Source organism: Cryptosporangium phraense (assembly GCF_006912135.1).
Classification (GTDB): domain Bacteria; phylum Actinomycetota; class Actinomycetes; order Mycobacteriales; family Cryptosporangiaceae; genus Cryptosporangium; species Cryptosporangium phraense.
This window is the reverse complement of the sequence record NZ_VIRS01000018.1, coordinates 92,779-112,226: the sequence shown is the minus strand read 5'-3', so window position 1 is coordinate 112,226 and position 19,448 is coordinate 92,779. Positions and strand designations below refer to the sequence as shown.

Genomic DNA, 19,448 nt, shown 5'->3' with positions numbered 1-19,448 from the left:
GCGAAGACGCGACCGCTGCTCCACGTGAAACCATCCGCCAGCGGTACAGTGCGCCGACGTACCGACGGCACCGGAGAGTAGGACATGCCCACACCCCCACTCGAGGTTCTGGTCGTCGACGACGACGCCGGTGACGTGCTGATGATCGAAGAAGCCCTGGAGGCCAACGAGATCGATAGCCGCCTGCACGTCGTCTCGGACGGCGTCGAGGCGATCGCCTTTCTCCGGCGCCAGGAGCCGCACACCGACGCGCCGCGGCCGCAGCTGATCCTGCTCGACCTGAACATGCCTCGGATGGACGGCCGCGAGGTGCTGGCCGAAGTCAAGGGCGACGAGGAGCTCCGGTCGATCCCGGTCGTGGTGCTGACGACGTCGGCGCTGGACGAGGATGTCCTGCGCAGCTACCAGCTACGCGCCAACGCGTTCGTGACCAAGCCGGTCGATCTCGACCAGTTCACGGCGATCGTGCAGCAGATCGAAACGTTCTACGGCCGAACGGTCCGCCTGCCCCGCTAGCGGCCGGACCGCGACGCAAGAAGTCCGACCGCCCCCCACGGGCGACCCTCGTCTGCCCGCCTGCCCGCCTGCCCGCCTGCCCGCCTGCCCGCCTGCCCGCCTGCCCGCCTGCCCGCCTGCCCGCCTGCCCGCCTGCCCGCCTGCCCGCCTGCCCGCCTGCCCGCCTGCCCGCCTGCCCGCCAAGAGTGTCGGCTCGGACACCTCGGAGCCGCGGTCGGCCACGGTGAGACGCCGAATTGCTTCGGCGAACGGTGCGGGCTCACGTGCGGGCGGGTGCCAGATCGCCTCGCGAGGGGCGCGGGTTCACCCGGTAGGTGAGCGCCGGCCCTCGGCCTCATCGCGGTCGCGCCAGGCCACATCCGATCGAGCCAAGCGGTGTCCCGTTCGCAACCGAGCGCTCATCAGCACCCTCCCGCCGAGCCTGCCTCCGCCGCGAGACGTCCTGACCCCAAACGCACCCGCCGCCACAGCCCACGCCCCGCTCTCCCGGAGATCCCCGCCCACCTACGCCTGCCCGCCGCCGCAAGCACTGCAGTTGAGCGCGTGACGGGTGGTGGCGCAGAGAGCGCGGCGCGGATAAGGGCGCTGGAGTCGGGCGGCCCGGACGATTGCACAGCAGGTCGTAGCGCAGACGGGGCCGCTGTAACTGGGCACGCGGGCCGCGGAAGCGCAGGCGCAGGCGCAGGCGGGCATGGTGCGAATAGGGCCGCCACGGGCGTAAGTCGCCACCCGCAGCCCACATTCAGCCAAGCCCCCGGATCGCGCGCCCGAACACCACCGACCCTCGGCCAGCCGCACGCCCACCGCTCTGTCAACGGTCACGGCCATCAAATCGACCCGCCCCACCCCGCAAGCCAACTTCGGCCAACACAACAGCTTCAACCGCCAGCAACCCCCGCAGCGATCAACCCTCCAGCAAAGCTCCCAGCAACGCCGCCAGCGGCTCCTCCGGCGCAAACTCCCCCTCCCCACCCCTCGCCAACCGATCCATCAACAACCCATCCGCAAACGCCAAAACCTGCCGCACATGCGCCACCGGCTCCCGCGACCCCAGAGCCGTCAGCCACTCCCCACCCCACGCCCACAGCGTCTCGCTCCAGGTCAGCAGCTCCACCCGCAGCGACTCCCGATGCGCCGCCTCCAGAAAGATCGCGTGCCGGGCCAACGTCAACGTCCGCGCCGGCCCGGCCAACTCCCGCAACAACGCCCCCAACCGAGCCGCCAGCTCGTCCACCGACACCGGACGCGGCGCCCCGGCCAGCGACGCGAACGCCGACGTCTCCTGCTCGAGCAAGTAGCCCAGGATCCCGGACAGCAGCGCATCCCGGCTCCGGAAGTAGTTCGACGTCGTCCCGGCCGGCAGGCCGCCCTCGCTGTCCACAGCCCGATGCGTCAACGCCCGCGTGCCCTGACCTCCCAGAACACGCACGGCCGCGGCCAGTACCTGGGCTTTTCTCCCCAACATTCCGCCGACCTTACTACGTCCGTAGTACCGTCTTGAGGCATGCGTACTGCAGCTGTAGTAGGCGCCGGAATCGGCGGCTTGGCCGCCGCGATCGCCCTCCGCAACCGCGGCTGGGACGTCACCGTGCTCGAACGCTGGCCGCAGATCGTCGACCTCGGCACCGCGATCGGCCTCTGGCCGGACGCCCAACGCGCCCTCGGCCGCCTCGGCGTCGGCGATCAGATCCAGGCCGTCGGGGTCCCCTACCGAACCGCCCACGTCCGTACCCCGAAAGGCCGCCGCATCGCGCCGCTACCCCTCGAACGCATCGAGCGATCCGGTGGCGCCCCGGTCCTGATGGTCCCCCGCACCACCCTGATCCGGACGCTGGCCAACGCGCTACCAGCAAAGACAATCCACACCGGCATTACCGTCGACCGGCCCACCGACCTGCCCCACGACCTGATCGTCGCCGCCGACGGCTACCGCAGCACGATCCGAACCGCCGTCGCCCCCCAGACACGAACCCGCTACCTCGGCTTCGTCGCGATCCGTGGCGTCGTCGACGGCGAGTTCGGACCCTACGGCGAGGTCTGGGGCCGCGGGATCCTCGTCGGCGTCACGCCGGTCGAACGCGGCCGCACCAACTTCTACGTCGCCCTCCGCGCTCCGCAACACACCCGTCCGACACTCGACGACCTGCGGGAACGCCTGGCGCACTACCCCGAGCCGATCCCGACCGTGCTCGGCCTCGCCACCGACGTCCTCCGCCACGACGTCCACGACCTGGCGCCGGCGCTGCGCACCTACGTCCACCGGAACGTCGCGCTGCTCGGGGACGCGGCCCATGCGATGGCACCCTCCCTCGGCCAGGGCGCCTGCCAGGCCCTGATCGACGCCGACTGCCTGGCCACGAACGGCCTGGAGAACTACGACGAACTGCGCCGCCGCCCCACCCAACGCCTGGCCCGCGCGTCCCGCCTGCTCAGCCGCATCCAGACTTAGACCCATTTTCAAAGGCCAGCAGCCCACCGTGGGCCTCAACCTGCGAAACGCAGCCTAAGACGCGTGCGTGTGGTGCGTCCACGCCTTGCCGTCGTACCACCGCAACCCCGGCTGACCGTACGGATCCGGGTACCACCCGGCCTCGTACTCGGTACTCGCCGCCACCGCCGGAGCCGAGCCCTCGTCGGCGTCCGGGTTCGTCTCCTCGATCAGCCCGTCGACCTCGTTCTCCGACAGGTCGAGCAGCTTGCCCACCGCCACGAGGTCGGCCCGCTCCTCGTCGGTGACCTGCCGGTCGGCCCAGGCCGTCGCGGCCAGCGTCCGGACGTACTGCCGGTGCGCGTCGTTCTGCTCGGCCTCGAAGATCGCCAGCGCGCCCGCGAGGTCCTTGAGGTGGATCGCCTCGGTGAACGAGAGCACGCGGTCGGACACCGCGTTGTCCAGCGCCCCGAGGTACGCGCTGACCGGCCCGGACTCCTCCGGCGACCGCGGCGCGTCCTCGACCACCTCGGCGACGAACTCGCTGTCGACGGCCGGCGCCTCGGCCACCGGGGCGGGCGCGGCTCCGGACGACATCCCGGCGTACGCGGCCGCCATCTTCGCCATCTCCGGACTGACGATCGCGGTCTGCTCCGGGTCGCCGGCCTCCCACTCGTCCTCGTCGGCACGCGGAGCCATCTGGAAGTCGACCATCGGGACGCGCGGCCAGGTCATCCGGCGGGACCGCTCGATGTACTGCACCCAGGGCGACGGCAGCGTCGGACGCTGGGCCAGGAACGTCCCGAACAGCGCGCCGGCCGCGCGGGCGTGGGTCAGCGCCGAGCGCGGGCCGTCGAGCGGGATGCCGGCCGCGGCGCAGCACTGCTCGAGCGTGCGGCCGGGCAGCGAGGGCAGGTAGCGGGGCGCGTTGGTCATCGTGCAGATCGCCGGGACGTGCGGCATCTCGAACCCGGCGCGTCGGAACTCCTCGTCCAGGAAGGCCGAGGTGAACAGCAGGTTGTGCCCGACGAGCACCTTGCCGCGCAGCCACTCGACCAGCCAGCCGGCCAGCTCCTCGAACCGGGGCGCGTCGAGGACGTCCTCGTTGCGGATGCCGTGCCCGTCGGCCGGACCGATGTCGGTGCCCGGGTTCAGCAGCGTGGCCGCCTCGCCCATCGAGTTGCCCCGCTCGTCGAGCACCACGACCGCGAGCTCGACGATCCGGTGTTCCTTGGGAGACAGCCCCGTGGTTTCGGCGTCGATGACGACCCACGTCGGGGCCCCGGCTTCAGTCGTCACGCTCATCGCGTCGAGGATAGGCCACCCACCCGCCCCCGCCACCAGCGCTCAGCCCGAAACTCCGCCCGATCGAGACCTCGGGCGCTTAGGCCCTGTCCTGCGAATCCGTGCTCGGCTGCGGCTCCGCTCAGCCGCCGCCAGGCCGCGTTGTCGGGATGTCCGGATACAACAGCGGTATCCGGACATCCTTCCGCCTTGCCTGACGACGGCTGAGCGGTGCCTCGCTGCGAGCGAGATTCGCAGGACAGGGCCTAGGCGTCGGCCAGATCCGGCTGGATTCGCCGGATCGACTCGGTCAGCGTGTGCACGTCAGGCCAGTCCGGGGTCGCGCACTCGGCCGCATGCAGCGCCGTTCGAAGGTCGCCCATCGCGACGATCACCGCCGATTCGAAGTCCGAGGCTTCCACGGTCATCAGGAACTCCGCTTCCCGCTGAGCGAGAGAACCGGAGTAGTCCACTTCCGGAAGCCCGATCTCCGCAAATTTCTCCATCAAGCAGTCGAGCAGCGCTCTGAACGCCCCGTTTCCCTGAAGCTGCCCGAGCAGATCGCGGAGCTCCCGATGTGCCATGAGGTCACCGGGCGCAAGGCTCACAGGCTGTACGCAGCGCACCGAGCCAACGCGGAGTAACACCGATTACTCGGCGTATAACGGCAGGTCAGATCAGGCGCATTTGGCGGGCGGCTGGGCGCCTCGGGGCCTCCCAGGCTCCGGTCCGGTCGAGCAACCCCTCGTCTACCGGCTCCAGGAACGGCGTCAGCTTCGTCTGCCCCCGCCGCCCCAGCTCCCTCGGCGCCGAGACGAACAAACGCCTCTGGGCCCGGGTCACGCCCACGAAGAACAGCCGCCGCTCCTCGGCCTCCTGCTCCGGATCCGACGCACCCCCGAACCGCATCGGCAGCACGCCGTCCACGGCCCCGACCAGGAAGACCACCGGATACTCCAGCCCCTTGGCCGCGTGCAGCGTCAACATCGACACCGCGTCGGCGCGGGCGTCCAGCGCATCCACCTCCGCGCCCAGCGACACGAACGACAGGAACCCGTCGAGGTCCTCCCCGAACTCCGACGCGCTCGGCCGCAGCAACTCGACCGCCGCCCACACGTCCGACTCGCGCAGCCCGACGTCCTCGGCCGAGAACAGGTCGGGCGCGGCCGACCGGGCGGCCAGCACGGCCCCGGCCGCCCGCAGCCGCTGCGCCACCGACCCGGGCAGCAGCGCCATCTCGCGCAGCACCGACGACACCCCGGGCCGGGACGACAGCCGGTCGATCCCCCGCTTCTGGAACGGCAAGCCCGCCGACGTGAACGCCGACTGCAACGCCCGCGACTGCGCGTCCGTCCGGTACAGCACGGCCACGTCGCTGAAGTCGTAGTGCTCCTCGACGACCCCGTCGGCCCGGCCCGAGTCGAGCGAATGGAACGACGCCCCGCCGACCAGCGCGTCCACGGTCGCCGCGACCCACCCGGCCTCCTCGGCCTCCGACGCCACCGAGTGCACGACGAGCCGGGCCGCGCCCAGATCCCGCCGCTCGGCCGACAGACCCCGCCCCGGCACCAGCGTCCCCGGCCGCACGACCTGCACCGCGGCCGCCACGATCGGCGGCGCCGACCGGTAGTTCCGGGTCAGCGTCACCACGGTCGCCGACGGGAAGTCCGCCGAGAACCGCAGGAAGAACCCCACGTCCGCGCCCCGGAACGAGTAGATCGACTGGTCCGGATCCCCGATCGCGAACAGGTTCCCGTCCGACGGCACCAGCTCACGCAACAGCGCGTACTGCTCCGCGTCCACGTCCTGGTACTCGTCCACCAGCACGTACGGCCAGCGGGACCGGTACCCGGCCGCGAACGGCGTCGCCGACCGGACCAGCTCGTCCAGCTCCAGCAGCCCCCGGGCCCGCAAGCGCTTCCGGTACCCCTCGGCCAACGCGTCCGGCACCGCGGACCCCGCCGGCAGGTCGAGCTCGGCCAGCACCGCGTCCCGGTCCGCGTCGTCCGCGACCGACGGTGGCTCCGCGAAACCCAGCGCCGCGAACTGCTCCCGGCAGATCGCCAAGGCGAGCGCATGAAACGTCGCCACGAACGGTTCGCCGGAGGGCAGCAGCGAGGCCAAACGCGAAGTCAGCTCCCCCGCGGCCCGCCGCGTGAACGTGATCGCCAGACACGACTCCGCCGCCACCCCGCGCTCGGCCACCAGGTACGCGACCCGGTGCGTCAGCGTCCGCGTCTTCCCCGTCCCCGGCCCGGCCACGACCAGCAGCGGCCCGTCGGCCGCGCCCGCCGCCGCCCGCTGCTCCGGATCCAGTCCCTCCAGCACCCCTCGGTCGGGGATCTGTAGTGGAAGTTCGATTTCTACGCCTGCCGGGCCGGCCGCCGCTGGCTCGTCCGGGCCGGACGGCGGTGGGCCGCCGTACGAGGCCCCGCCGTGCGTGGCGAGCCCCGCCGGGTCCTGCGCGCCCCGCGCGGGGGTTCCGCCCCGGGCGGGGGTCTCGCCCCGGGCGGTGTTCCCGTCGGGGGCGGTGTCGACCCCGCGCGGGGCCGGGATGCCCGCCGTCTCGAGCAGAGCGGCCGGATCCGCCGCGCGCCCCACCGCCGAGTTGCCCCGCCCGCGCCCAGCCGCCCCGCCCCGCGCCGCACCCGAGCCTCGCGCCGCCGAACCCGGCCCCGCCGAACCCGGCCCCTCGGCCGAGCCCCGGGCGGCGGTTCCGGCCTGGGCGGCGACCGACGACGCGCTCATCGCGGGGAACGCCGGACCGGCAGCGACGGCGGCGGCGCGGCCCGAACCGGCGGTTCCCCGGCCGTCCGCGTTTCCCGCGAGGGACCTACCGGCGGTGGTTCGCCGCACCGCGTAATCATCCTGCTCGGGCAGATCGAAGAGCGCGGACGCTCCGGAAGACGCCTTCAGCTCGGCCGGCTCGAAGAGCCGGATCACGCCGTACTCGCCGTCGTAGCCCGGCTGCCGGATGACCTCGCCGCGCCGGAGCCGGCCGATCGCCTCACCGAGCACCTCACCGCCGACCGCGGCGACCTGGTCGACCGGCACCTCGGTCAGGATGTCCAACTCGGGGCCCAGCGCGGCGACCAACCCGTCGACCTCGCGGGTGACGGTCTTGCTGCGGGGCCCGACCGAGTGGATCTCGCCGACGATCTCGGGCAGCGGCACCAGGTTGCGGAAGGCGGCCTTCCCGGGTGGACGCTCGCCCTCGGGGCGATCGGCCAGCGCCTCGACCCGGGACAGCACGCCGACCGTGACCGGCTTGCCGCAGACCTCGCAGGTGCCACCGGCCGCGATCGTCTCGGCCGGCTGCCAGCTGAGGTTGCAGGCCCGGTGCCCGTCGGCGTGGTACTTGCCCTCCTCGGGGAAGAACTCGATCGAGCCCGCGTAGCCGTCGCCGGTCTTCAGAGCATCGCGGACAGCGAAGTAGTCGAGCGCGGTCTCGTAGCTGTGCGCCTCGCGGGCCAGCGCGGGCGGCGAGTGCGCGTCGGAGTTGCTGACCAGCGTGTACTTGTCGAGCGACGAGACCCGCCAGTTCATCGACGGGTCGGACGACAGCCCGGTCTCGACCGCGAAGATGTTGTCGGCGAGGTCGGCGTAGCAGTCGGCGATCGCGTCGAAGCCCGACTTCGAGCCGAGCGCGGCGAACCACGGGGTCCAGATGTGCGCGGGGACGAGGTACCCGTCGGGGCTGGACTCGAGCGTGATCTCGAGCAGGTCGCGCGAGTCGAGGCCGAGGATCGGGCGACCGTCGGACGCGATGTTGCCGATGCGGGCGAGCGTGGTGTTGAAGCGGTCGACGGCCTCGAGGTCGGGCAGGTAGACGAGGTGGTGGACCTTGCGTGTCTTGTCGTCTCGCTTGTAGATCGTCGAGATCTCGACGCTGAGCATGAACCGGACCGTGCTGGCCGCGACGATGCCGGGGAGGGTCCGGTCGACTGATCGGGCGAGATCGTCGTTCAGCCGGTACAGGCCGGGCTCGGCCTCGACCAGCGTGTCGTGCAGGTGCGCGTTCCAGGCCGGGTGGGTGAAGTCGCCGGTGCCGACGAGGGTCAGCCCCTTGCGCTTGGCGTACCAGGTGAGGTGCTCGAGGTCGCAATCCCGGCTGCAGGCGCGGCTGTACTTCGAGTGGATGTGCAGGTCCGCGTGGAACAACGAGGGGCGCGGCATCGGTTCATCGTCCCACGAGCCACAGTGGTCTCGCGGACCCGCCACGCCCGCCTGTGGAAACCCTCAGAAGATGACGCGGAGCAGCAGCGCGCCCAGCACTATCAGCAGGATGAGGCCGCCGATGCGCAGCAGTTCCCGGCGGAGGGCGGCTTTGCGGGCAGCTTCAGCGGCCCGTTCCATCGCCCTCGCCCGCCCGGCCCGCCGGGCTTCGTTCAGCCCGGCCACCTCGGCCGCGAGCTTCTTGTCGAGCAGCTCCAGCCCCTCGATCAGCGGCTCGGGCGCGTCGTAGGAGATCGTCGGCGCCGCGGACGCGTCCGGTACCAGGATGTGCGCGGCCACCAGCCGGGCCTCGGAGTTGGCCAGCGTCCGCTTGCCGTAGGTCTGCCAGTCGTCGCACCGCTTCAGGGCGAGTTCGCGCGCGGTCGTCGCTCGGGCGATCGCCGCCTCCTCGTCGGCCTTCGCGCTGCGGCGGCGCTCGTCGACCAGGTTCGGCAGGCCGGCGAGCCCCTTGACCGCCTCGAGGTAGTGGATCCACTCCGTATCCAGCTCGGGAGGCTGGCTCACTGCCCACCTCCGTTCGGCAGCCCGAACGGCACCACCGGCACCGGCCGGCCACCGTGCGAGAGGTCGCAGAACAGACCCCGGTGCGCCTGCGGCTCGTACCGCAGGTAGGGCCCGAGGACGCCCTGGACGTCGGCCTCCGGCGCCCGCAGGAACACGTAACCCCCGACCAGCGACGTGAACTCGTACCCGAGGTGCTCGCTGAACACCCGCAGGCTGTTCCACCAGCCGATCAGGTGGACGTCGACCAGCGGGCCTTCGCGCACCAGCGTCCGCAGCGCGTCGGTCGGCGCCGTGCCGGTGTCGTCGTAGTGGTCGAGCCGGGCGGCCCGGTGCAGGCCGATGCCGAGCACGTAGACCGGGCGCCGCTCCGCGGTGAGGTCGGCGTGCTTCCCGCCGGTCGCGATCCGCTCGTCGACGATCTCCGCCAGCTCGGACAGGCCCCGCCCGACCGCGCTGCCGGTGTGGTGGTGGACCTTGTGGTCGTACGCCCCGGCCGCTTCCGCGAGCAGCGCGGTCTCCGGCGAACCGGCGTCACCGCCGACGGCGTCCAGCAGCACGAATTCGGCCCCGCCGCGGACGTGCTGGGCGGCCAGCGACCAGACGACGGCCCCGAGCGTGCCGAACGCGTCGTCCCGGCCGTCGCCGACGATCGCCAGCGTGCGGCCGGGGTCGGCGGTGAGTCCGAACGCGACCGGCGCCGGGTCGACGTCGACGGGCAGACCGAGCAGCGCGAACTTCGTGTCGTCGCCGGGCGGGGCGTCGATGAGGACCCGCTGCAGCGCCGCGGTGAGCAGGTTCGGGTCGGACGGCCGGGCCGCGTAGAAGACCCGGGGCGCCATCGGACGGCCGGCCCGCTCGTAGAGCTCGCGACGGAGCTCGTCGAGCAGATGCTCGTCGGCGTAGGCGACCACACCCCGGCGGTTGTGGGCCGGGTCGCCGTACTCGCGGTTGAGCACGATCTCGCCCCGGAACCGCAGCTGGGCGGCCTCGGTGTTCTGCCGCCCGAGCACCGCCTCGGACTCCGACGCCTCGGTCTTCAGCGACACCCGCCAGGGGAACTGGCCGAAGATCGACCGCTCCTTGGTCACCAGCGTCTCGATGCCGCTCAACGTCTGCGAGGCCAGCACCAGGTGGACGCCCACCGCGCGGCCACGGCGGGCCAGCGTCTCCAGGATCACGATCGACGCCCGGGCGATGTCGTCGTCCTCGGCGACCAGCACCTGGAACTCGTCGATCACCAGCAGGAGCCGGGGCACGGTCTCGTTCGGACGCAGCGTCCGGTAGCCGGCCAGGTCGTTCGCGCCGGCCAGCCGGAACTGCTCGGCCCGGCGGCGGAACTCCCCGTCGAGGTAGCGCAGCACGGCCAGCCCGAACGCGCGGTCGCCCTCCAGGCCCAGCACCCGGGCGTGCGGCAGGTGCCAGGGACGCCCCGGACGCGGGCCGAGCCGGTCGAACTCCAGCCCGTCCTTGAAGTCGAGCAGGAACATCGCGACTTCGTCGGGCGAGTAACTCGCAGCGATCGAATGGAGCAGCACCAGCAGCAGGTTCGACTTGCCCTGCCCGGACGCCCCGCCGATCAGCACGTTCGGCAGCGACGGGTCGGAGCCGCGCAGCTCGAGCTCGACGACGTCCAACCCCGACCGGCCGATCTTCGCGGTCATGCCCCTGATCGCGCTCTCCGACCACAGCTCGCCGGCGGGCGGCAGCAGCGCGGAGAAGTCGACGACCGGAGCCGCACCCCGCCGGGCCCCTTCGGCGACCCGCGCCGACACGCTCTCGATCAGCTGGCGGCTCGGCGCGTCATCGGGCCGGACCGTCACCGCGGGCAACGCGTTGACCGTCACCGCCGAGTTCCGGCCCCGGGCCGTGTTCAGGTGCTTGAGCAGGTCGCCCGGGTCGACGTTGGCGTCCGGCGGCACCCGCGGGTCGTGGTGGACGAGCAGCGAGACGCCTCGGCGCGGACCGCCCTCGGCCAGCCGGATCAGCTCGGTCTGGGCGTCGCCGTCGATGCCGTACGGGTAGTCGCAGACGACGAGCAGCCGGTACGGCTCGGGCTGCACGCCGGTGGTCCTGGTGAGGCCGCCCAGGCTCGTCTCGCCGTGCGCACCGGCCAGCTCGGCGACGCGCATCACCGCGGCCCGCAGCTGGATCAGCCGCTTGGTCAGCTCGGCCGGCGTGGCCAGCGGGTCGGCCAGCAGGTCGTTGCCGGCCTTGCGCAGCGCCGAGAACGGGCTCGTGACGCCCCGGATCCGCGGGTCGTAGGTGACGATCTCCAGCCGCCCGGGCGGCTGGGTGGCCAGCGCTCGCAGCAGCAGCGCGTGGATGGTGCCGATCGGCCATTCGCGGTCGTCGCCCTCGGCGATCAGCCCGAGCGAGGCGACGTCGAGCAGCGGGATGAGCGCGGGCAGGTGATCGGGTTTCGCGTGGCCGGTGCGCTGACCGGCGCCGGGCACCGAGAGCGTTCCGAGCCGCAGGTGCCGGACCGGCTCGTCGCCTTCGCCGCGGCCGCCGAGAAAGTCGGCCGAGCGCCAGCCCGGATCGTCCCAGTCGGCGGACGCGGCGAACGGCGCGATCCGCTGGGCGCGGTTGCCCAGGATGTCGCGGGCGTGCTCGTAGGCCGCGTCGGCCTCGGCGCCGGCCCGCTCGATCGCCCGGTGCGTGCGGCGGGCCGCGTCCCGTTCGGCGATGTCGTAGGCGCCGGTGGCGGCGCTGCGGCCGGCGTCGGACGCGGCCAGGATCGCGTCGACCGTGCCGCGCAGCCGCAGGAACGTCGTGCGGATCTGGCGTTCCTCGTCGGGCAGCGGGTCGCCCTCGGAGTCGCCGCCGCTCAGCGGCGAGTCGTCGCGCAGCCGGTCCTGCGGAGGTCGGTCGTTCTCGCGGCGGGCCCGGGACCAGCGTCCACCGGCCCGGCGGGTGCCCGGACCGCCCGGTCCACCGCCGGACTCGTTCGTGCGTGGAGGCATCATCCGACGCGTCGTCTCCTCACCTACCGCGGCCGAGTCCTGGGGCTACAGGGTGCTGGCGAACTTCTTGCCCTCGGAAGACGCGTGCTGGAGTGCCGCCGCCGCTTCCTCCAGCTTCTTCTCCGCGGCCTGGAGAGCGGCGACCATGTTCAGGTCGGTCTTCCGCGCCGAGCCGCCGATCGTCCCCTGGACTGCGGAGATGGTCTGGGTGAAGCTCTGCTTCGTCGCGAGGAGCTGCGTAGCCAGCTTTGTGGACCGTTCGGACAGCGCGGAGAGCTGCTGTCGCACCTGGACGAGCTTCGAAGCAGATGACACCGAGCTTGCCCTCACCTTCAGTGTCTTTGTGCGAACTACCAGTAAATAGGGTAGCCGCTGGATTGGCACACCAATCCTGCGCCCGCCCCATCCAACCGCAAAGGGTAAACCCCGGTCACCCGACCTCGAGGCTGCGGAGGGCAGCGCGCATGCGATGAATGTCGGCGGCGTCCAGATTGGCCTGACGGTCGATGTCGAACTCGGCGATCTGCTGGCCGTCGTCGGGCTCGGTCAGCGAGACGTGGATGATGCCGTCGGCGTCGTACGAAATCACGATGTCGAACTCGACCGCGCCGGACTTCTGCGGGATAGCCAGCCGGGCCGAGCCGACGACGGTGGCGAACCGGAGGTCCTGGTCGTCCCCCTCGGTGACCACCAGTAACACCTCGCGCTGGTTCTCGGCCAGGGTCCGGAACCGCCGCCGGCCCTGGCACGGGATCGGGGTGTTGCGCGGGATGACGATCGAGTTGACCTGCTCGCCGCTGTTGCGCGCCCGGGCGACCACCCCGACGCCCTGCGATGTGACGTCGTTCACGCTCACGGTCCGCCGTGGACGGCCCTCCGGCTTCCGGCGCGCGTTCGCCAGCACGTCGGCCAGAACGGCCGCGCCGAGCGCGACCGCCTCGTCCGGATGGACCGAACGGTCGGCGCGCACGCCGGTCACCTTCTCCACCATGGCGGTCACCATCGGCATCCGGGTCGACCCGCCCACCATGAGGACGCTTCCCAGCCGGCCGAAACCGACCGCCGCCTCCTCCATGACCTCCTGGACGATCTCCTCGGTGCGCCGGAGCAGCGGGCGGGTGAGCGCCTCGAACGTGGGCCGGGTCACGGTGACGACGTGCTCGCCGCCGTCGACGTCCATCGAGATCTTCGCCTCGGGGAGCGTGGAGAGCTGGCGCTTGGCCTGTTCGCAGTGCTCGCGCAGGATCGCCTCGGTCTCGCCGTCGTCGAGGCCGGGGGCCAGCAGCCACAGGCCGGTGGCCTTCTGCAGCAGCTCGGCGACGTGGATCATCAGCGCGTTGTCGAAGTCGAACCCGCCCAGGTTGCGGTCACCGGCGGTGGCCAGGACGTCGAACCGGCCGTAGCCCATCCGCATGACCGTGCAGTCGAACGTCCCGCCGCCGAGGTCGTAGACGAGCAGCGTCTCCTCGCGGTCGGCGTTGTAGCCGAACGCCAGCGCGGCCGCCGTCGGCTCGTTGAGCACCCGGAGGACGTCGAGCCCGGCGATCTCCCCGGCGTCGGCGGTGGCCTTGCGGCGGGCGTCGTCGAAGTAGGCCGGCACCGTGATGACGGCCTCGGACGCGGGCGCGCCGAGCGCGGTCGAGGCGTCCTCGGCGACGCGCTTGAGGATCAGCGCGCTGATCTGCTCGGCGCTGTACTCCTCACCGGTCGTGGTCGGGAATCGCCAGGTGGGGTCGCCCATGTGCCGCTTGACGAACTCCACGCAGTCGGCCGGCGCCGCGGTCACCGACCGGCGCGCGGCCAGCCCGACCACCGGCTTGTTGTCGCGGAAGCAGACGACCGACGGGGTCGTGGAGTGGCCCTCGCGGTTGCGCAGGATGTACGGCTCGCCGTTCTCGGCCACCGCGGCCGCTGCCGAGAACGTCGTGCCCAGATCGATGCCGATCGCGCTCATGCCGTACCCCCGCCTCTGCGCCACGGAATGCGGCGGCCTCTGGTGCGCCCACCGGCCTGGGCGTCGTCGGGCTCGTCGTCGCCCGCCTCGGGCCGGAACGAGCCGCCCTTGCCGGGTTGGCCGTCGGCCCGGTCGCCGGGGCCGCGGCCGACGCGCCGAGGCACCGTCCGGGCGATGAGCGCGGCGTTGCGCCGGTAGACCGGTTCGAAGCAGGTGTACAGGAGTGCTCCAAGAAACGTCAGCACGACGATCAGGAGCCCGACAGCGAACGACTTCTGGACGAGGTCTCCGCCCTGGCTGGCCCGCCAGATGTTCGGCGCACAGCAGCAGCCCGAGACCAACAGCAGGCCGAGCCCGACCGGCCAGCGCCAGTTGCGCCGGAACGCGTTCGGGGAGAACTTCCGGCGCCGGGCCCGGCGGGCGTACTCCCGCTGCTGCTCGAGGTCGTTCAGCACGGCCGGGTCGGCCGGCCGGATCGAGATGCCGCGGCTGGCCAGCGCGTAGACGTAACTGGCCTGGGCGTCGCTGGCGATGACCAGCCGGCCGTCCTCGAGCTCGTGCTGGGCCGCGACCGCCCGCTCGGCCAGCGCGGTGCCCAGCGCAGTGCGGACGTCGCCGTCGTCGGGGCGGGCGCGGTAGGCGTCTTCCCCCTCGCGGACGGCCTCGTCGACGCGGCCGGCCCGCAGCAGCGCGGTGACGATGCGGACCCGGTAGTCGATCCGTTCGGTGTCGAGCTCGGCGGCGGTGCGGTAGGCGGCGACGGCCCGCTCGGGACGTCCGCCGCGGTCGAGGATCCAGCCCCGCTCGGCGTGCAGGTGGGCGGACTCGGGTTCGAGGGCCAGCGCCCGCTCGATCGCCGACTGGGCGGTCTCGGTGTCGTCGGAGCGGGCGGCCGCGTCGGCCAGCACCGACCAGGCGTAGGCGTTCTGCGGGTCCTCGTCCACCGCGCGGCGGGCGGTGAAGATCGCCAGATCGGACTGGCCGCTCTTGAGCTGCTCGACCGCCCGGACCAGCCATTCGCGCGCGGCCGGGGCTTGCGGAGGTGGGCCGGGCCGGGCGCCGTCCGGTGGCGTCTCCGGGGGCTCGGTGGCGGCGGACGCGTGCGGTGCGCCGGTGTTGGCGTCCTCGTCGGGCGGGAGCGGGGGCCGGCGGGGGCTCTCGCCGCCCAGCAGCGTGCGTTCGGCCAGGTCGAGGGCGGCCATCCAGCGCTCGGCCTCCTGCCGAGCGTCGATGTCGGGCGCCGCCGTGCGGCGACGCCACTTGCGACGTTCGGCGGTGATGCGCTGGCGGATCGTGGCTTCGTCGGCGCGGCGATCGAGGCCGAGCAGCGCGAAGTAGTCGCCGTCGGGGGCCAGCTGGCCGGGCCCGGTCGACCCTGTCGGCCCGGCCGGCCCTGGGCCGGTCGGCCCGGGTGGCCCGTCAGGCCCGAGGCTGCCCACTGCGCGACCTCCGCTGTCCTTCCGCCGCTCGGGCGCGGCCGTGTGCTGGGACTATAGCCTCGCGTCTTCGCGACAGACGAAAGCGCGACCTACGACGAAACGTCGTAGGTCGCGCTGAGTGTCGAGACCGGAATGTCGTGGGGGCGACTGGCCTCGCGCACCGAAGTTTTTGGCTGAGCTGAGCTCAGTCGCCGGTCCGCTGCTGGGGGATACCGGCCAGGAGAGCCCGGACCTCCGACTCCCGGTACCGGCGGTGGCCGCCGAGCGTCCGGATCGCGCTGAGCTTGCCGGCCTTCGCCCACCGGGTGACGGTCTTCGGGTCGACCCGGAACATGGTCGCGACCTCGGCCGGCGTGAGCAGGGGCTCCGATTCGGGGGTACGGGTAGCCATGGAAATCTCCTTCAGAGGGGTATGCGACGGGGAGGGCGTCGCATTGCCCTTCATACTCCCGGGTGTCCGCCTTGCCCGACATGGGCCGAAAGGATGATCCTGCGTACCGATCCGGCCTAATAAGGGAACCGTGCGCATACCAGCCGTTTACTGACGGTAGTCCGAAAGGACGGTAGGGCGACTGTATCCGCAGGTAGGCCCCCTTTCGACGACGGTTTCACCGCATCTCAACCGTTCGGCCAATACGGATACCGCCATGTCGTCGGTCGTGGCGGTCTGTCCCGACTAGCCCGGCCAACCGCCTTCATTAGGCGACCGTCCCTTTGCCGCGTGTACCTGACGAATCGGCGGAGGTCAGATCGTCTTTCCGGTCAGTGAAACGGCGGCGAAGTAAAGGCCGTTTTTGCACCGAGTGACGTAATTAGCCGCCGAAGCCGCTGCGTGGCAGGTCCGAGGTGTGACACGCGTCACGTAAAATCGCCGTGCAGAACGATGCGCGAGAACGTCGCCGCACCACCAAGTGCGGCTATCGTCCTCAACCGTCCCCCGAGAGACGATCGGCCCAACCCGCGAGGTGCCGAACGTTGGGTAGGGACGGTACGGTGTCACTACGAGACATGCCATCATCCGGGGCCTCTCGCATGACGCCCCGATACACCTGTGCGAGGGGGTCGAGCCAATGGGGCGCGGCCGTGCTAAGGCTAAGCAGACGAAGGTCGCGCGTGAGCTGAAGTACAGCTCTCCCAACACCGACCTCGACGCTCTCCAAAGGGAGCTTTCGAGTTCCCCTAGTTCCGCCTCCACGGACGACGACGAGTACGAAGACGAGTACTCGGGTCATTACGACGAAGACGACTGGGCGCCGCGGCGTTAGCCGCACAGCGTCCGGTCACGTCGTCCTGTCTGGTACCGCTGCCGCGCCGGCACTTCCGGCGCGGTGTTTCGTGCCCAGGCAATGGAGCGGTGAGTGTCGAGGGGTTGCGGGGGGAAGCTCACGCAGCAAGGGCTGACGGGGTGGGGCGAGTCACCCCGCAGTCACTGAGTGCGGGATCTCCGGGAGCCTGCCCACCCACTTCTGGGATGCTGATCGGCAGCCCGGACGGTGCGCGGAACCTGGAGGAGACAGTGAACCAGCAGGCGGCCTACGCTGCGGTTTTCCCGATCAGCGACCAGCTGCCGCTGGGTCGGGCGGCCCTGGCGGCGTTGCGGTCCGGCGAGGTGCTGGGTAGCGACGGCGTCAAGACCGGTCACGATCCCGATGAACGCCCGGTGGAAGGCGCTGCGCGCCCGGTGGAGGGCGCCGTACGTCCGTTCGGGCTGCGGTTCGCCACGCTGCCCCGGAACGGCGTCGAACTGCCGCTGGAGGCGATCTCGTACGACGACGACGCCCAGGTGGCGCTGGCGCGCGACGGGGCCGGCTGGACGCCGCTCACCGAGCACTCGATGGGCCTCACGCTGCGCACCACCGGCCAGATCCCGCGCGAGGACGAGATTCACGATAAGTCGTCCTGACCGTGCCGGGAACGGTTCTCATCCTCACCGAGCGACTCGATCCGACCGCCGACCTGGTCGTCACCGCGCTCCGCTCGCGTGGCGTCGGCGTCTTCCGCGTCGACACGGCCGAGTTCCCGCTGGATCTCACGGTCACCGCGAGGCTCGAGGAGTCCTGGCGGACCGAGCTCCGGTCCGCGTCCCGGTCGGTCCGCCTCGAGGACGTCAGCGGCGCCTACTACCGGCGTCCGTCGTCGTTCGTCTTCCCGCCGATGAGCCCGGCCGACCGGCAGTGGGCCGAGCTCGAGGCCCGCGTCGGCCTCGGTGGGTTGCTGGCCACCGTGCCCAACTGGCTCAACCACCCCAGCCGGATCGGCTACGCCGAATACAAGCCCGTCCAGCTGGCCACCGCGCGGACGGCCGGCCTCGCGGTTCCCCGCACGCTGATCACGAACGATCCGGACGCCGCTGAGCGCTTCGCCCGCTCGGTCGGCCCGGTCGTCTACAAGCCGTTCTCGTCGCCGGTGGAGCAGGACGGGCGACGGGCGTTCGTCTACACGTCCCCGGTGTCGGCGTCCGAGCTCGCCGACGATTCGATCCGGCTCACCGCGCACCTGTTCCAGGAGCACCTGGAGAAGGCCTACGAGGTGCGCCTGACCGTCGTCGACGACCAGTTCTTCGCCGCCGCTCTCACCGCGGGCTCGGACGCGTCCCGGATCGACTGGCGCAGCGACTACGACGCGATCACGTACGCGGTGACGACAGTGCCTCCCGCGGTGCGGGAGGCACTGTGCCGGATGCTGAGCACGCTCGGCCTACGGTTCGCCGCGGTCGATTTCGCGGTGACCCCGGCCGGCGACTGGTACTTCCTCGACCTCAACCCGAACGGCCAGTGGGCCTGGATAGAACACGAGACCGGCCTACCCATTTGTAAAGCCATAGCCGACGCTCTCGCGCCGTAGGCGCTTTTGTAGTGACCTGGAGCCCGCCCAGGGCGGCGCTGGCAGTCGAGCGCGTCGACAAGCTCAGTGGTGACCCGCCGCGGACAAGCGCGCCAACGCGGCTGTGTCCGTAGGGGCCGTGACATCAGCGAAGCGTCATAAGGAGGCGCGCTCGCCTGTCAGCGTCGTTCTGGGCGGGCCGCCCTAATTAGGGTGGTCGTCGACTAGCCGGACCATGCCTGAACCGGGGACGATCTCGCCGGCCACCCAGGCGTCGACGCCCTTGGCGCTGAACGACGCGACCGCGCGGTCGGCGTCCGACGGGGGCACCACCACGATCATGCCGACGCCCATGTTGAACGTCCGCTCCATCTCCGCGCGGGTGACCCGCCCGACGGTGCCGATCAGGTCGAAGATCGGCTGCGGACGCCAGGTGGCCCGGTCGACCATCGCGTCGACGTCCTCGCCGATGACCCGGACGATGTTGCCCGGCAGCCCGCCGCCGGTGATGTGGGCCAGCGCGTGCACCTCGCACTCGCCGATCACCTCGAGGCAGGCCTTCGCGTAGATCGTCGTCGGCGTCAGCAACTCCTCGCCGAGCGTCCGCTGCTTGCCGAGCTCGGGAATCTGCTGGTCGAGGCGCATCTTGCCGCCCGCGAGCAGCGCGTGACGCACCAGCGAGTACCCGTTCGAGTGCAGCCCGGACGAGGCCAGCGCGATGATCTGGTCACCGGCCTTGATGCGCTCCACACCCAGGATCGAGTCGGCGTCGACCACGCCGATGCCGGTCGCCGCGATGTCGTACTCGCCCGGCTCGAGCAGCCCGGGGTGCTCCGCGGTCTCGCCGCCGAGCAGCGCGCACCCGGCCCAGCGGCACCCGTCGGCGATACCGCCGACGATGTCCGCGACCTTCTCCGGCACGACCTTGCCGATCGCCACGTAGTCCTGCAGGAACAGCGGCTCGGCCCCGCACACGACCAGGTCGTCGACGACCATCGCGACCAGGTCGACCCCGACCGTGTCGTGGATGTCCATCTGCTGGGCGATCGCGAGCTTCGTACCCACCCCGTCGGTCGACGACGCGAGCACCGGCTTCTTGTACTTGTCGGTGTCGAACGCGAACAGCCCGGCGAACCCGCCGATGTTTCCGACCACCTCGGGCCGGAACGTCTTCTTGACCTTCGAGCGCATCAGCTCGACGGCCCGGTCGCCGGCCTCGATATCGACCCCAGCGGCGCGGTAGGAGGAGTCCTCCACCACGTCCTTCACTCTGCCTCCATGTTTTTCGGCCCCGTCGGAAA

General features: G+C 71.6%; 16 protein-coding genes. 5 read left to right on the top strand and 11 right to left on the bottom strand.

From position 1 onward, the window contains the following. Positions 1–84: 84 nt before the first annotated feature. Entirely contained in the window at positions 85–516 is a 432-nt protein-coding gene (locus FL583_RS24445; protein ID WP_142707150.1) for a response regulator, read from the top strand. Between the two features lie 904 nt (positions 517–1,420). Here the strand turns inward: FL583_RS24445 and FL583_RS24440 are convergent. Further along, positions 1,421–1,981 (bottom strand): TetR/AcrR family transcriptional regulator, encoded by a 561-nt coding sequence (locus FL583_RS24440; protein ID WP_142707149.1) that lies wholly within the window; start codon positions 1,979–1,981, stop codon positions 1,421–1,423. Between the two features lie 39 nt (positions 1,982–2,020). On the opposite strand from FL583_RS24440, the gene FL583_RS24435 reads away from it, so the two are divergent. Beyond that, the gene (locus FL583_RS24435) at positions 2,021–2,965 is read left to right on the top strand and encodes an FAD-dependent monooxygenase (RefSeq protein WP_142707148.1); all 945 of its coding nucleotides are present in this window, start codon (positions 2,021–2,023) and stop codon (positions 2,963–2,965) included. A 54-nt stretch (positions 2,966–3,019) separates the two neighbouring features. Here the strand turns inward: FL583_RS24435 and FL583_RS24430 are convergent, their stop codons facing one another. The 9 genes from FL583_RS24430 to bldC form a co-directional block, all read right to left on the bottom strand. After that, the gene (locus tag FL583_RS24430; protein WP_142707147.1) at positions 3,020–4,249 is read right to left on the bottom strand and encodes an exonuclease domain-containing protein; all 1,230 of its coding nucleotides are present in this window, start codon (positions 4,247–4,249) and stop codon (positions 3,020–3,022) included. Positions 4,250–4,494: 245 nt separating this feature from the next. Further along, positions 4,495–4,836, bottom strand: coding sequence for a hypothetical protein (locus FL583_RS24425; protein ID WP_142707146.1), 342 nt, complete (start codon positions 4,834–4,836; stop codon positions 4,495–4,497). Positions 4,837–4,900: 64 nt separating this feature from the next. Next, positions 4,901–8,404: a UvrD-helicase domain-containing protein gene (locus tag FL583_RS24420; RefSeq protein WP_142707145.1), complete on the bottom strand. Its 3,504-nt coding sequence runs from the start codon at positions 8,402–8,404 to the stop codon at positions 4,901–4,903. 63 nt (positions 8,405–8,467) lie between these two features. After that, positions 8,468–8,968, bottom strand: a complete 501-nt coding sequence (locus tag FL583_RS24415; protein ID WP_142707144.1) for a hypothetical protein — start codon at positions 8,966–8,968, stop codon at positions 8,468–8,470. After that, the gene (locus FL583_RS24410; protein ID WP_142707143.1) at positions 8,965–11,934 is read right to left on the bottom strand and encodes an FtsK/SpoIIIE domain-containing protein; all 2,970 of its coding nucleotides are present in this window, start codon (positions 11,932–11,934) and stop codon (positions 8,965–8,967) included. The genes FL583_RS24415 and FL583_RS24410 overlap by 4 nt, the downstream gene beginning before the upstream one ends. Before the next feature lie 42 nt (positions 11,935–11,976). Further along, the gene (locus tag FL583_RS24405) at positions 11,977–12,246 is read right to left on the bottom strand and encodes a hypothetical protein (RefSeq protein WP_142707142.1); all 270 of its coding nucleotides are present in this window, start codon (positions 12,244–12,246) and stop codon (positions 11,977–11,979) included. A 115-nt stretch (positions 12,247–12,361) separates the two neighbouring features. Beyond that, a complete protein-coding gene (locus FL583_RS24400; protein WP_142707141.1) occupies positions 12,362–13,885 on the bottom strand; it encodes an Hsp70 family protein in 1,524 nt (507 codons plus the stop codon). Then, on the bottom strand, positions 13,882–15,324 hold the full coding sequence (locus FL583_RS24395; protein ID WP_142707140.1) for a tetratricopeptide repeat protein: 1,443 nt from the start codon (positions 15,322–15,324) through the stop codon (positions 13,882–13,884). The genes FL583_RS24400 and FL583_RS24395 overlap by 4 nt, the downstream gene beginning before the upstream one ends. 184 nt (positions 15,325–15,508) lie before the next feature. Then, positions 15,509–15,715, bottom strand: coding sequence for a developmental transcriptional regulator BldC (gene bldC / locus FL583_RS24390; RefSeq protein ID WP_035858691.1), 207 nt, complete (start codon positions 15,713–15,715; stop codon positions 15,509–15,511). Positions 15,716–16,394: 679 nt separating this feature from the next. On the opposite strand from bldC, the gene FL583_RS24385 reads away from it, so the two are divergent. From FL583_RS24385 to tgmB, 3 genes are all read left to right on the top strand, one after another. Further along, positions 16,395–16,589 (top strand): DUF3073 domain-containing protein, encoded by a 195-nt coding sequence (locus FL583_RS24385; RefSeq protein WP_142707139.1) that lies wholly within the window; start codon positions 16,395–16,397, stop codon positions 16,587–16,589. A gap of 206 nt (positions 16,590–16,795) precedes the next feature. Beyond that, positions 16,796–17,227: a putative ATP-grasp-modified RiPP gene (gene tgmA / locus FL583_RS24380; protein ID WP_142707138.1), complete on the top strand. Its 432-nt coding sequence runs from the start codon at positions 16,796–16,798 to the stop codon at positions 17,225–17,227. Positions 17,228–17,229: 2 nt separating this feature from the next. Further along, a complete protein-coding gene (tgmB, locus tag FL583_RS24375; protein WP_142707137.1) occupies positions 17,230–18,168 on the top strand; it encodes an ATP-grasp ribosomal peptide maturase in 939 nt (312 codons plus the stop codon). A gap of 183 nt (positions 18,169–18,351) precedes the next feature. On the opposite strand, the gene purM is transcribed toward tgmB, so the two are convergent. After that, entirely contained in the window at positions 18,352–19,416 is a 1,065-nt protein-coding gene (gene purM / locus FL583_RS24370; RefSeq protein WP_142707136.1) for a phosphoribosylformylglycinamidine cyclo-ligase, read from the bottom strand. Between the last annotated feature and the right edge of the window lie 32 nt (positions 19,417–19,448).

Bases quoted from the DNA above. Each gene is read 5' to 3' on its own strand.
- FL583_RS24400 (WP_142707141.1), bottom strand. From the start codon at position 13,885: ATGAGCGCGATCGGCATCGATCTGGGCACGACGTTCTCGGCAGCGGCC.
- FL583_RS24420 (WP_142707145.1), bottom strand. From the start codon at position 8,404: ATGCCGCGCCCCTCGTTGTTCCACGCGGACCTGCACATCCACTCGAAG.
- tgmA (WP_142707138.1), top strand. From the start codon at position 16,796: ATGCTGATCGGCAGCCCGGACGGTGCGCGGAACCTGGAGGAGACAGTG.
- FL583_RS24385 (WP_142707139.1), top strand. From the start codon at position 16,395: ATGGGGCGCGGCCGTGCTAAGGCTAAGCAGACGAAGGTCGCGCGTGAG.
- FL583_RS24435 (WP_142707148.1), top strand. From the start codon at position 2,021: ATGCGTACTGCAGCTGTAGTAGGCGCCGGAATCGGCGGCTTGGCCGCC.
- FL583_RS24445 (WP_142707150.1), top strand. From the start codon at position 85: ATGCCCACACCCCCACTCGAGGTTCTGGTCGTCGACGACGACGCCGGT.
- FL583_RS24440 (WP_142707149.1), bottom strand. From the start codon at position 1,981: ATGTTGGGGAGAAAAGCCCAGGTACTGGCCGCGGCCGTGCGTGTTCTG.
- FL583_RS24430 (WP_142707147.1), bottom strand. From the start codon at position 4,249: ATGAGCGTGACGACTGAAGCCGGGGCCCCGACGTGGGTCGTCATCGAC.
- bldC (WP_035858691.1), bottom strand. From the start codon at position 15,715: ATGGCTACCCGTACCCCCGAATCGGAGCCCCTGCTCACGCCGGCCGAG.
- FL583_RS24410 (WP_142707143.1), bottom strand. From the start codon at position 11,934: ATGATGCCTCCACGCACGAACGAGTCCGGCGGTGGACCGGGCGGTCCG.